12 protein-coding genes and 1 pseudogene are annotated in these 13252 nt (G+C 44.8%); 5 read left to right on the top strand and 8 right to left on the bottom strand.

Features of this window, described 5'->3' with window-relative positions; genetic code table 11:
- Nucleotides 1-6: 6 nt before the first annotated feature.
- The gene (locus ACBP55_RS13195) at nucleotides 7-786 is read right to left on the bottom strand and encodes an SDR family NAD(P)-dependent oxidoreductase (protein WP_464652135.1); all 780 of its coding nucleotides are present in this window, start codon (nucleotides 784-786) and stop codon (nucleotides 7-9) included.
- Between the two features lie 299 nt (nucleotides 787-1085).
- Here ACBP55_RS13195 and ACBP55_RS13190 point away from each other — a divergent pair, with 299 nt between their 5' ends.
- Both ACBP55_RS13190 and ACBP55_RS13185 read left to right on the top strand, forming a co-directional pair.
- Nucleotides 1086-1955, top strand: a complete 870-nt coding sequence (locus ACBP55_RS13190) for an AraC family transcriptional regulator (RefSeq protein WP_464652133.1) — start codon at nucleotides 1086-1088, stop codon at nucleotides 1953-1955.
- 35 nt (nucleotides 1956-1990) lie between these two features.
- Nucleotides 1991-2764, top strand: coding sequence for a helix-turn-helix domain-containing protein (locus ACBP55_RS13185; protein ID WP_464652131.1), 774 nt, complete (start codon nucleotides 1991-1993; stop codon nucleotides 2762-2764).
- Nucleotides 2765-2845: 81 nt separating this feature from the next.
- Here ACBP55_RS13185 and ACBP55_RS13180 read toward each other — a convergent pair whose 3' ends face one another.
- The 3 genes from ACBP55_RS13180 to ACBP55_RS13170 are packed head-to-tail and all read right to left on the bottom strand — an operon-like array spanning nucleotide 2846 to nucleotide 5642.
- Nucleotides 2846-3931, bottom strand: coding sequence for an ABC transporter substrate-binding protein (locus ACBP55_RS13180; protein WP_464652129.1), 1086 nt, complete (start codon nucleotides 3929-3931; stop codon nucleotides 2846-2848).
- A 33-nt stretch (nucleotides 3932-3964) separates the two neighbouring features.
- The gene (locus ACBP55_RS13175) at nucleotides 3965-4819 is read right to left on the bottom strand and encodes an ABC transporter permease (RefSeq protein ID WP_029193698.1); all 855 of its coding nucleotides are present in this window, start codon (nucleotides 4817-4819) and stop codon (nucleotides 3965-3967) included.
- Nucleotides 4794-5642 carry an ABC transporter ATP-binding protein gene (locus ACBP55_RS13170; protein WP_464652127.1) on the bottom strand — a complete coding sequence of 283 codons (849 nt, stop codon included), beginning with the start codon at nucleotides 5640-5642 and terminating at the stop codon, nucleotides 4794-4796. Before ACBP55_RS13170 ends, ACBP55_RS13175 begins: the two co-directional genes overlap by 26 nt.
- 158 nt (nucleotides 5643-5800) lie before the next feature.
- Here ACBP55_RS13170 and ACBP55_RS13165 point away from each other — a divergent pair, with 158 nt between their 5' ends.
- The 3 genes from ACBP55_RS13165 (at nucleotide 5801) to ACBP55_RS13155 (ending at nucleotide 8087) form a co-directional block, all read left to right on the top strand.
- Nucleotides 5801-7411 carry an ATP-binding protein gene (locus tag ACBP55_RS13165; protein ID WP_464652126.1) on the top strand — a complete coding sequence of 537 codons (1611 nt, stop codon included), beginning with the start codon at nucleotides 5801-5803 and terminating at the stop codon, nucleotides 7409-7411.
- A complete protein-coding gene (locus ACBP55_RS13160) occupies nucleotides 7404-7613 on the top strand; it encodes a response regulator (RefSeq protein ID WP_464652124.1) in 210 nt (69 codons plus the stop codon). Before ACBP55_RS13165 ends, ACBP55_RS13160 begins: the two co-directional genes overlap by 8 nt.
- A 102-nt stretch (nucleotides 7614-7715) precedes the next feature.
- Entirely contained in the window at nucleotides 7716-8087 is a 372-nt protein-coding gene (locus ACBP55_RS13155; RefSeq protein ID WP_464652122.1) for a helix-turn-helix domain-containing protein, read from the top strand.
- A gap of 28 nt (nucleotides 8088-8115) precedes the next feature.
- On the opposite strand, the gene ACBP55_RS13150 is transcribed toward ACBP55_RS13155, so the two are convergent.
- From ACBP55_RS13150 to ACBP55_RS13135, 4 genes and pseudogenes are all read right to left on the bottom strand, one after another.
- Nucleotides 8116-8973, bottom strand: coding sequence for a M15 family metallopeptidase (locus ACBP55_RS13150; RefSeq protein WP_464652120.1), 858 nt, complete (start codon nucleotides 8971-8973; stop codon nucleotides 8116-8118).
- Nucleotides 8974-9151: 178 nt separating this feature from the next.
- Nucleotides 9152-10018 (bottom strand): NAD-dependent epimerase/dehydratase family protein, encoded by an 867-nt coding sequence (locus tag ACBP55_RS13145; protein WP_464652118.1) that lies wholly within the window; start codon nucleotides 10016-10018, stop codon nucleotides 9152-9154.
- A 57-nt stretch (nucleotides 10019-10075) separates the two neighbouring features.
- On the bottom strand, nucleotides 10076-10837 hold the full coding sequence (locus ACBP55_RS13140) for an SDR family NAD(P)-dependent oxidoreductase (RefSeq protein ID WP_464652116.1): 762 nt from the start codon (nucleotides 10835-10837) through the stop codon (nucleotides 10076-10078).
- Nucleotides 10838-11254: 417 nt separating this feature from the next.
- Nucleotides 11255-13251: pseudogene (locus ACBP55_RS13135) on the bottom strand (YjhG/YagF family D-xylonate dehydratase).
- Between the last annotated feature and the right edge of the window lies 1 nt (nucleotide 13252).

The raw sequence follows: 13252 nt of genomic DNA, 5'->3' as shown, positions 1-13252 counted from the left end.
TATTTTTTATAAGTAAAATCTATTAGTAGCCAAGTGAAGCTCCGCCATCGACGGGAAGAGCAACACCTGTAACGAAATCAGATTGAGCGCTTGCAAGAAACAACGCAGCCTGTGCAATTTCTTCCGACGTTGCCGGCCAATTGGATGCATATCTTTCAAAATCTGAACCGTAGCAGCCGGATCATCCTGCTCTTGAATCCAATGCTGCAGCAGTGGTGTAGAGACGCCCGCTGGACATATACAATTCACTCTGACGCCATCAGGCGCATAATCCAATGCTAATGCCTTCGTCATAGCGACGATTCCGCCTTTCGTTGCCGCATAAACCGGATTCATCTTTTGTCCAATCAGACCGTTGAGGGAGGCCATGTTGACGATCGTACCACGCGACTTCTTCAAATAGGGGAGAGAATGCTTGACCGTTAGGTACACACTTTTCAAATTAATATTGAGGAGACGATCCCACTCCTCTTCCTCCACTTCCTCTATGAACTTTGGCAAAATAACGGCTGCATTATTGACGAGTATATCCAGTTGTCCAAATCGTTGTACGGTTTCTTGGATAAGCGATTGGACATCCGCAGCTCTAGAAACGTCCGATTTCACCGATACTACGTGTTGCCCAGAAGACGTCAATTCATCCGCCAAACGAACAGCCTCTTGCTCATTCCAATCTGCAATCACCACTTTTGCGCCATTAGCAGCAAATAAACGTACAATTGCTTCGCCAATTCCCGAGCTACCTCCGGTCACAATCGCCGACTTCCCAGCTAGATTCATCATCATTGCCTCCACTCTTTATAGAAAAAACTTCTCAATCGAATGCGCGTATTGATCAAATGTTGAGCAAAATTTGTTCTGCTATATACATATCATTTATCATACACGATTTATCATATTATATAAATAGCATATTTTTAAAAATGGCAATCAAGATACCATCAAGCGAATTCGGAAGCTTGGGAATTTAGGGTTTTATGTGCCATCCTTTTTACTTATGATTCGCATGGAATTGTTGTTTTCTTGTTATGTTTAAAAAGGCCGTGTTACACTATGCTTAACAGTTCTTCAGGAGGAATAATGATATGAAATTCTTTGAAGATGTAGAATTACATGAAATTCCCTATCGCTTCAGCTATCGCAGGATAACGAGTGAGAATTATAAAGGATTCTACCATTGCCATCAGGGTATGGAATTTTTATATGTATACCAAGGCACTGGACAGATTGTTGTTAATAGCAAAGTCTACCCGATTCAATCTGGAACCTTCCTTTACTTGCAGCCTTATCAACTGCATCACATTCAAGTTGAAGTGCATCCAGATGCCCCTTTTGAACGAACGATAATCTCCTTGGAGCCATCTATATTTGAACACCATTTCGCTTCATTCCCTCACTTGAATATTTATTTTCAGCATTTATGGAAAAATGAACTCGAGGAGCAGGTACTTTACCAAATTGATGACAATAGCTTTATCAGCCAGTTATTTCAGCATTACAATGCTGGGTTTTCCAAGTACAAGAGCGATGTCAAACAGCAAAATTTCGCTTTACTCCTGCTGCAGACTTTTCAATTTCTCTATGCCAAAGGATTTGGAAATCCGATGGATCATGGATTAAATCCGCAAAGACAGCTTCGTTATTCAGAGAAAATCATGAATTGGATAGAAGTCCATTATTCAGAAGAAATCTCACTCGATACACTTGCCGATCATTTGCATATATCCAAATACTATGTTTCCCGTATCTTCAAACAAGAAACCGGCGCTACGCTGATGGATTATATTCTCGCTAGACGAATCAGACAAGCCTGTCTGTTATTAACAACTGGCAACAAAGGGATTGAGCAGATCAGCATTGAGGTCGGGATGAACAATTTCCCTTATTTCTGCCAGGCTTTCAAAAAGCTTGTAGGCATAACACCGATGAAATACAGAAAAAAACTACAACAGTAAATGCACGCTACGTTTAACGCGAGGAGACAATGATCTTGGACTTCGATGAGTATTCCTTATTTGCTGGGCACTTTCTGGAAAATGATACCTATATAACGAAGCGTCCTCAAGGCAAAACCGATTGGCTGCTTACTTTCACCCTAGATGGAGAAGGTTATTTTAACATGCAAGGCGATGTCCGAAAATGTCATGCCGGTGACTTCAACTTGCTGCGTCCTGGAACTCCGCAGCACTATGGGACAAGCAAAGGTACTACCTGGCAATTTGTCTGGGTGCATTTCCCCGATAGCTTCATAGAAACAAATCTGCTTCCCACTCAACAACTTTTGCAATTATCTATTGAAAGCGACTCCCTGCGCGATCGCATTTATCGAGCTTTCACTCGCATCCTGGAGGATTCACGCGAACGAGGTGAATATTGGTTTGAGCTCTGCAGTTCCTCCGTCCGAGAACTTTTATTGATCATTGCTCAGAAATCCAGCAGAAAAATCGATGCTCGCATCGAGGAGGTGCAATATTTACTCTCCAAGCAAATGCGCCAGCCTATTCGGATTGACGAGCTAGCGGTTGCAGTTGGCCTCTCCCCATCACGTCTGTCCCATCTTTTTAAAGAAAGCACAGGCCTTTCCATTATCGATACCTTGAATCAAATGAGGATTCAACAAGCCGTTCTCCTCCTGCAGCATACGGATCGCAGCGCTTCTGAGGTCTGCTATGATGTAGGCTTCCAAAACTACAACCATTTCACGAATCAATTCCGTAAATGGTACGGCGTTAACCCAAGTGTATTCAAGAAAGAGAATCGGTAAATCGCACGCGAAAATTTCGTTCTCCTCTTCCTATCATACTGAATAAGCCCCCGCAATTAAGCAGGGGGCTTATGGCTTACTTTATTTTGCCTGCAGAGCTTTATCAACAAATTGAGTCGTGTATGTTTGATCTAATTTGATACCTGCATCTTTTAATTTAGGATTAATCGCACTCAATACTTCCAGCACTTTTTGTGGAGCGTCGGCAGGCATTTTGCCGTCCGCTGAGAACATGGGCAAAGTGCTTTTCAGCGCTGTCAGATACATATCTTTATCACCTGCATAATATTCCTTCGGCAGTTTATCCGTAATCTCCTCAGGCGAATGTGTGTTGATCCATTTCAACGTCTTAACAAAGGCATTCGCCAAATGCTGCACAACATCCGGATGGTCTTTAACATAAGAGCTCATCATATATAGGGACGTTGATGGATAGTTTCCACCCAAAGCTTGCTTCGTTCCTTCCACTGTGTTCATATCGACAAGGACGGAAGCAATATTTTTGGAAACCAATAAGGATACGGTAGGTTCAGTAGTGACAGCCAAATCAATTTTCCCTTGCTGCATCGCTGCAATCAACGTTTGCCCAGCTCCAACTGGTATCGGCGTGTAATCCTTACTTGTATTGCCGCCCTTCGTGACCAAATAGTTGGCTAGGAAATTGGTCGAAGAGCCAAGACCGGTTACTCCGATCGTGTGGCCTTTCAAGTCAGGCAATCCCTTGATCTGATCTTTTAATTTATTGGATACCATAAGCCTTTCTCCCGGGATCGCGGCCATTTGCACGACAGATTCAAGCGCCTTGCCTTTGGACTGCATATCGATCGTATGGTCGTAGAATCCGCCTACGCCCTGGATTTCACCTGCGATCAATGATTCTTCTGCAGATTGCCCCGCTGCTTCATTAATCAATTCCACAGTTAGACCTTCATCCTTGAAATATCCGAGATTCTCTGTCAATTTATAGGGCAAATAGATAACTTTCTCTAATCCACCTACCATGATGGTTACTTTAGGCAATGGTGCCTTAGAAGCCTGAGCAGTCTCTGCCGGTTTGACATCCTTGCTCGGTGCAGCAGTTTGTTGTGATGAACCGCAGCCTGTGGTGAGCATAGCTAGCAAAGCAATACTGGACATACCTACTATTATTTTTTGGTTTTTTCCCATGTTTCTTACCCCTTTTCGAAATAGTTTTTATTATTACTGGCGAACGTAGCGCCATGCAATAAACCTTTTTTCCAATTTGCTAACAGCCCAGTTTGCGCCTAATGCCGTAATCGAAAGGAGAACCATTCCAGCGAATACGCCTGCAGTGTCAAAGGCTCCCTGTGCCTGAGAGATCAAAAAGCCTAATCCCTTGGTAGCTCCGATAAACTCACCGACGACAGCACCTACAAGCGCAAAGCCGAAACTCGAATGTAAGCTGGAAAGAATCCAAGTTAATGCCGATGGAATGATAACATGCCTGGCAAGCTGTCGCTTATTAGCGCCGAGCAGTCGCGCATTATTCACCAGATTTTTATCAACTTCTCGAACCCCTTGGAAAGCATTGAAGAATACGACGAAAAAGGTGAGCGTAACTCCTAATGCGACTTTCGAGGGCATGCCTAGGCCAAGCCATAAAATAAAAATGGGTGCTAATACAACGCGCGGAAGCGCATTCAACATTTGGATATAAGGACCGAGAACAGCAGAAAGCAGTTCATTCCTTCCCAACACATATCCACCTAGAACGCCTAAACTTACACCGATAATGAAAGAAAGAATTGTCTCCTCAAATGTCACGATGAAATGAATATACAAGGGACCTTGACTTGTGCCTTCCGTAAACCATTCGACGATATGCATGAAAACGGCTGAAGGACTAGAGAAAAAGAATTTATCAATAATTTGCTGATCGGCAAGAAATTCCCACAAACCGAAAATAACGATAGCTACCAGAATTTGCAAGGCGAGGTTGCGTGTTCTGATCTTCAATGCTTTTTTGCGAAGTTCACGTTTCCTCGAGCTAATTTCTTCCTTGGTATTTTTACTTATTACTGATTGTGTGTGCATAGCTGATCATCACCTCATCTCTTAAATCATTCCAAATTTGTTCATGCAATCTCATGAAAGCTGGATCAAAACGAACTTCAGCAACGTTCCGAGGTCGCGGTAGATCAATCTTATAGTCACCTTTCACAGTAGCAGCTGGTCCAGCACTAAGCACTACAACTCGGTCACTAAGGGCAATGGCTTCTTCCAAGTCATGCGTGATGAAAAAGACCGATGCGGACGTTTCCTCCCAGATCTTGAGAAGCTCGTTCTCCATGAGATGCCGCGTATGAACATCAAGCGCAGAGAAGGATTCGTCCATTAGCAGTATCTGAGGTTGAACGATCAAGGTTTGGGCCAAAGCAACCCGCTTCCTCATCCCACCTGAAAGCTGATGGGGGTAATGCCCTTCAAATCCTTTAAGCCCTACAATTTCAATCCATCTTCTTGCTTCTTCATAGGCTTCCTGTTTATTCGTTCCCCTTAATCGTAAACCTAGAGACACATTGTCGATGACCGTTTTCCAAGGAAAGGCGTTTTCTGTTTGAAATACACAGGCTGCAATTTTATTAATACCTTCCAGTGTTTCATTTTGAATCTTTATGCGACCTTTGGTCGGTGATTCAAAGCCGGCTATGAGACTTAATGTTGTTGATTTTCCGCATCCAGTGGGTCCGACAATCGAAACAAATTCTCCTTTTCTTACGGTTAGATTGATATCTTGAAGGACCGTGTGGACTTCACCGGACGGTTTCAGAAATTCTTTTGTAACCCCTTGCAATTCAATCATTGGCGTTTCAGTCACTTTCGCTTCATATCGAACAGCTTCAATTTCCTTGTTCATTCTGGATGCCCTCCTGACTTGCAAATTATTTGATAACGTTTACAATACTGAGTATATCGAACAGAAATGAAAGCGTATACATTTCTCCGAAAAGTTCAATAACTACAATAAAAACAGTTTTCACAATAAAACCAACGGCTAGAATTGAGGTAAGAGCGATGAAAAAGAAAGCAAAAATGACAATCAGATCCAAGATCAACATACTTGTATTAATGAATATTTTGTTTGTTCTTTTATTAGTTTTATCCGCGCTTTCTTATATAACAATAAACAGGAAGTTTCAGGAAACAGGAAATCAGGCCCTATTTCTAGCGCGAACCATAGCAGGATTGCCCGAGGTCATCCAAGCATTTCATGAGTCAAATCCGTCGTCCATTATTCAGCCCTTTGCTGAAGATATGCGAAATAAAACTAAGGCGGAATTTATCGTTATCGCCAACAAGGATTTAATCCGATATAGCCATCCAAATCCCGGGAAAATAGGAGCACCCTTGGACGGAGAAGACGCCGCGATCGACCAAAAAGTGCTGCACGGAGAAGAAATTCAATCGACATCAGGAGGTAGTCTCGGTCTTACCATTCGTGCTAAAACGCCGATATTTGATGAAAATCATCATCAGATTGGACTTGTATCCGTAGGTTTTCTGGTACAAAATACGTGGAAAGAAATCTATAGCATATTATTGAAAATCGCCATCACCGGCGTTGTCGCTTTGCTATTTGGCCTCATCGGCGCCTACTTGCTTTCCGGGCATATCAAAAAGCAAATTTTTAATATGGAACCTCATGAAATCGCTTTTATAACGCAAGAACAAGCTGCTATTTTGAATTCAATTCGAGAAGGAATCATAGCCATTAATAGCGAAGGCCAAATTACAACATGCAACCTTGAAGCCAAGAAAATATTAGATATGGAAAAGACAAACTTGAATGGCCGAGATATAAGTTCAGTTCTGCCCTCATCTCGTCTATCGGAAATACTTGAAGGCGGAACTGTGCATAGAGATGAGCCGATGCTTATCGGCAATACACTCGTCATCACGAATCGAGTTCCTGTACTTGCCAAAGGAAAAATTATTGGCGCTGTGGCTACTTTTCGTGATAAGCTGCATCTCGATCAGATTGATCAACGTCTAGCTGATATTGGGCAATACGTTGATTCTTTGCGAAGCCAAAGGCACGAGTTTATGAACCAACTCCATCTGATTTCAGGCTTGATCAAAATGAAAGAATATGACATGGTCAATGACATCATTGAGAAAATTAATGTAGAGCAGCAAAATTTATTAAACTTTTTCTTATCCAGAATTCAAGATCCTGCTGTTATCGGGGTGCTGATCGGCAAAATGCACCGCGCTAAGGAATTGGGTATTCAGCTGAGAGTTGACTCCAATTCAGTGCTTCCGGACCCTTGTCCCTATCGAGATATTGTCATTACACTTCTCGGAAATGCGATAGAAAACTCATTAGAAGCTATAGCAGAAAACCATACAAATACAACTTTTAATGAAATTATTGTGTGCTTCGCAGATGACGTAGAGCATCTAACCATTACTGTACAAGATACGGGACCTGGAATTGATCCTAAACTAGGGGAGGATATCTTTAAGGATGGCATTTCAACCAAAGGAAGCGGACGAGGATTCGGTCTTGCCTTACTTACTCGTTTAGTCGCTAAAGCCGGAGGCGAATTATCAGTCGTTAGCAGCCCTTCCGGTACAATATTGAAAACCACTTTACCTAAACTAGGGGGAGCATCTAATGAATAAATCCAATCGTGTTCTCGTCGTAGATGACGATTTTATGATCGCCAACATGCACGGTAAATTCATTTCATCACAACATGGGTATGAGTTAGTGGGTACTGCATACAACTATGAACAAGCTCTTTCCTTGATTCAAGAATTGAATCCGGATTTACTTCTTCTTGACGTGTATTTACCCGATCATTCGGGAATTGATCTGGTGTGAACGATCCGCAGCCGCAACCTGCCTTGCGACATCATTCTCATTACAGCTGCCAAGGAACGTGAAATCGTCGAAGAAGGCTTTCGTTTAGGCGTATTTGACTATTTGTTTAAACCGTTTGATCTGGATCACCTCCAGAATGCGTTGATCAAATATGCACAGTTTAAAACGCGACTCTCTTCTTCTGATCAATGGAACCAAGAGTCGCTGAATAATCTGAAGAAACTTCGGGCTCCTGATCCAACTGTGAATCCATTTCACAAAGGAATTGACATGCGGACCCTGGAACGTATTCGACAATATTTACTAGGATGCAAAGAGTTGCAAAACGTAGATCAGATAGCTCAACAGACTGGCGTTAGCCGTTCCACCGTTCGCAATTATATGACCTACCTGGTCGAAGAACATATCGTTGAGGAGCATCTCCAATATGGTACGATTGGCCGTCCTCAAAGACTTTACAGATTAAAAGGATGAGATGGATTTTAGAATGAGCGAGCCTTGATCACGAAATCACAGTCACAATGACACCATCTAAGTTGTTGCCTGATATCTGATAGCGACCATTCGCGGGCACAGGGATAGTTGTGTTTTTGGAGACAGGATAGTAAGAGATTTCGTAGGTTTGATGATCTACAATAGTCGAAATGGTCTTCTTTTCTTTCAAGTAATCCAAATATTCTTCAAGGACAAAATTCTTTTCCTGCATAATTGCGCTGTGCGGTAGACCAACATAGCGAAAATGCCAAGGCTCAGACTGGATACCTGTGATTGCAGTTTTGTTACCTGGATAACGCAAAATAAACCCGAAACGCCATGCGTTTTTTTTCAGCCACTTTCCTTCAGGTGCTTGACTCATTTCCGCTTGTGTAGATCCAATATCAAGCGATAAACCTAAATTATGCTCGCTGTAGCCTGCTGGCAACGCATATTTAGCACCCATTTGTTGATAAAGCTTATTTTGTTCTTTATTGTCCCTATAACCGCTGCTGATTAAAAATCGGCTAACCCCATCTTTTTCTGCGGCTCCAATCATTTTTGAAAATTTTTGCACCAAGTCCGGCGACAACTGAATCGTTTTATCCAGCACAATGAATCCATTCAACAACTCCTTATGCTCCAACAGATTAACCGCTTCGGTCTCTTCGCCACCTGGGGGGACTGGATGTTCCTTATTTACTAACAACAAATCGCCTTTATAAATCTGATCTTTTGTTACTTTAAGCTCTTTCATTTGAGAAGTCACCTTTTGAGCTTGATTGGCTTCTTCCGTTGGTTTCTCGTTAACGACTTTCAATTTATGCTGAGTAACTCCATAGCCAAGCAATATAATGATAACGATCACTAAAACCCACTTCTTCATCCTTAGTTTTCCTCCTAACCATTCATTCACTCTAGGATAAGGAAGACTCTTAAAAAAGAAATAGGGTTAAAAATAAAATTTTTCTTAAACTTGTACGTCCAATTTAAAAGAAATAGGCTGCGCACAAAGTCTAGTTTCGACTTTGGCGGCAGCCTATTCCTTTTTGCACCGGAGAATTTTATTGTTCCATGAAGTAATGCTGCTGTTTCCAGCCGAGAACTTCTTTAATCTTCTCATTTGATAGAAAGCTAGCTCGTCCAGGCAAATGTTGGGCGTATTCAGCAAGCTCAGGCATAAATCTATGGATCAGCTCTTCACTAGAAAGATCGGATGAAGTGTCGTCTGCTGCCAAAATAAGTGATTGTGCGCCAAGCCCATCTTTCTCCACAGCCAATCTACAGGCAACTGCCATATCCCTGACATCAATATAGCTCCAAAGTATGCGAAGACGCTCTTCCGGATTAGCGAAGGTCAGATTAACTCGCGGATAATCCTTCGGTTCCAAAATATTTCCCAGACGGAAGGAAATTACTTGCATACCCGTCCTACGATGGAACGCTTCCCCTGTCATTTCATTAACCATCTTGGATAATCCGTAGCTGTCTTCCGACAACTGAGGATGGCTTTCATCAACAGGAAGGAAATTCGGCGCGAAAAATTGGTTTGCAAACACAATACCATAGGATGATTCGCTAGATGCGAGCACCACTTTGCGGATTCCTAGATTTGCTGCAGCCTCCAAGATGTTATACGTATTCATGACATTATTCCGAAATGTGACGTCATTCGGATAAATAAACGCTTCCGGTATCGCAGCGAAATGAATCACCGCTTCCACGGGTTGTCTATCCCTTACACTGTATTGCGATAAGGCATTGTGAACCTGACCCAAATCATTCAAATCGACAATCTGTGTCTTGCACAAGGGTTGTTCCGGCAGTTTCCAATCCAAATTCAATACCTCATACCCTTGCTCAACCAACTCTTTCACAATCCACTTACCGGCTTTTCCACTACCGCCTGTCACGATTACTCTCTTTTTCATCGCTATCTCGCTCCCATTCATTTCTATGTTATTCCACAGCACCAAATATCCTTAGTTTCATATCGTAGGCATGACGTTGCCGCCATTTACGGGAATAAATGCTCCTGTAATAAAACTCGCCAAATTAGATGCCAGAAATGCTACCACATTGGCGATTTCCTGATCGGTGCCGCGACGTTTCATCGGTACATTGCTCTCATACGACTCTTGGCGTTCCGTAAGGTTTTCCCGATCCTTATCGCTGATCGTCCAACCTGGCGCCACTTGGTTAACAGTCACCTGATGTTCGCCGACTTCCTTTGCCAGTACCCGATACACCCCGTCCATCCCTCGTTTGCCGCTCACATAGGCGGATTGAGAAGGGAAGTTTTGCATGGAGCATTCCGTATTAATACCGATAATCCTGCCCTTTTTGCGTTTCACCATGTCCGGTATGAATGCCTTTGCGAGCAGTACACTTTGTAAAACGCACGATTCAAACTGGCTGATGTAGTCTTCTATTGGCTGATCGAGTACCGATGTCCAATTGTACTGAACAACGGCATTTGCAACGACTATATCTACAGCCCCCGTAAGTCCCAGCGCGCGTTCCTTCATCGCGGCAACCTCTTCCGCTTTGGTCACATCGGCTTGAACAATAACAGCACGGCGCCCTATACTCTCGATCTCAGCCTGTAACTCGGCCGCCTTCGACTCATTCTGAATGTAGTGAATGACAATATCCGCTCCACATAGGGCTAGCGTTCGGGCCATGACACGGCCAAGTTGTCCCGAAGCACCGGTAATAAGCGCTGTTTGGCCTCTCAAATCAATGTTCATACAAACTCTCCCTCTCATCGTCATGAAGTGCTGGAGCCAATAACTGAAATTTCAGCTGCGAATGGGTTTTTGTCATTTACCTTCGATCATCTAACATTTTCAATTATAGATAAACATTTCTGACATGAGAAGGAGTGAAAACATTTAAACTAAGTTACTTTAAGTTAACTGTAGGTTGAAATAGGGAGATACATTAGACCCTCGAGTGTTCTGGAAATCGATTCATGAATAAATGGTCAAATCCACTGGATTATAGGTCGAAAGCGGGAACGACCAACTATTCCAACAAGCCATTAATCACGTTATAGAGGCATATCGAGGTGGTAAAAAGGTTGGATATTTAAAATGATTCGGCCCCATGGCAAATATTTTTGCTATGAGGCCTATTTTATTTTTAAAGAGAAAATCCTAATCGCATCAGCTGTCCCGCTGTTCCCGCTTGAGTATATCCAAATACGTATGTCCAGCGTTCAGCACTTCAATAATGCGATCGACATCATAGACACTTCCTCGCCATGTCCCCCCGCTTGCAGCCTGCAGCGCTGCCCACAGCCGAGTATCATCCGGCAGCTTGTGATCCGGCATGAGCTCAGGATGGGAAGGTCGTGAGCCGAGTATAGCAGCTCCCTCTTCAGGACTAAATTGATCTTCGCCTTGCCCGATAAAATTAACGGTTCCTTCCAAGCGTGAAAGATCGATGGTAACTTCAAGCAAATCCCCGTTGCGCAGCTTTCCGATCGGTCCGCCAGCTAGTGCTTCAGGGCCAATATGGCCGATACACGCCCCCGTCGATACGCCGGAAAACCGGGCATCCGTGAGCAAAGTCACATATTTGCCGAAGGGCAAATGCTTTAATGCGGAGGTAAGCTGGTACGTCTCTTCCATACCCGTACCGGATGGGCCTCTGCCCATTAGCACCATGATGTCGCCTTCGACGATATGGCCGTCTTTAATCGCTTTAACGGCCGATTTTTCGGTCGTAAATACTTTCGCACGTCCGGTGTGGCGGTAGACGCCATCTTCTCCAACAACTTCAGGGTCAATAGCGGTCGATTTAATGACAGAGCCCTCCGGTGCAATATTTCCGATTGGAAATGTCACTGTGGACGTGAGTCCCCGGCTCTTGGCTTTGGCAGGACTCATAATAATATCATCGGCATCAATGCCGTCCGTGTCCTTCAAATGCTGGCGAATCTGATGACGGCGCTCCGAAGATTCCCACCAATCCAAGAGGACACCGAGGTTTTCGCCTGCCACCGTTTTCACGGATTCATCAAGCAGCCCCAGTTTCCGCAAATGGAGCATCACTTCCGGCACGCCCCGGCCATAAATACGCGAACCGTCGGATGATATTCCGGACCGTTCGGCAGCACGCTTACGAGGCGAGGCACGCTTTTGTTAATCCGGTTCCAGTCGGCCACGTCCGGGACGCGGCATTTCGCCGCATGCGCAACGGCTGGGATGTGAAGCAGCAAGTTGGTTGAGCCGCCGAACGCAGCGTGAACGACCATCGCATTTTGAATCGCGGCATCGGTCAAAATATGGCTCATGTGGATGCCTTTCGCTTGCATCCAATAGATGGCTCTCGCCGATTGTCTGGCGATATTGCGCCACAGCGCCTGTCCGGACGGAGCGAGCGCGGAATGCGGCAATGACATGCCCAGCGCTTCCGCAACGACCTGCGCGGTCGCCGCCGTTCCAAGGAACTGGCAGCCGCCGCCAGGGGTTGCACATGTGCGGCAGCCCATATCCGCCGCTTCCTGCAGGGAAATTTGCCCTTGCGAATAGCGGGCGCCAATCGTTTGGATCTTAGCCGCATCTTCACCGTTCGTCGGAGGCAATGTCACGCCGCCGGGGACAATAATGCCCGGCAAATCATGAATGCCGGCGAGTGCGATCATCGTTGCAGGAAGCCCTTTGTCGCAAGTCGCGATGCCGATAACGCCGCTGCGCGTCGGCAAGGATCGTACGAGCCTTCGATACACGATAGCCGCATCGTTGCGATACGGCAGCGAATCGAACATCCCCGTCGTGCCTTGCGAACGGCCGTCGCAAGGATCGCTTACATAGCCTGCGAACGGAACCCCGCCCAGCTCGCTGATCTCGAGCGCCGCCTCTTTCGTGAGGAGACCGACTTCCCAGTGGCCGGTATGATACCCGAGGGCAATTGGCGTACCGTCCTCTGCACGCAAACCGCCTTGTGTGCTGAGGATGAGCACTTGTTTCCCATTTAACCGATCCGGCTTCCACCCCATGCCCACGTTCTGGCTCAAGCCGAACAAATCGCCGCTCGGCCAGTTAAGCAGCATATCGCTCGTCAGAGGGAGCGAGCCCTGAGGACCCGCCGCGTGGGTTTGCAATCGGTAGCTTTCGTGATCTTCCTGCCCCATAATATAAGTCAAAGCATCGCTCATC

This window comes from Paenibacillus sp. WG02, from assembly GCF_055396115.1.
This window is presented reverse-complemented; position numbering and strand designations above follow the sequence as displayed.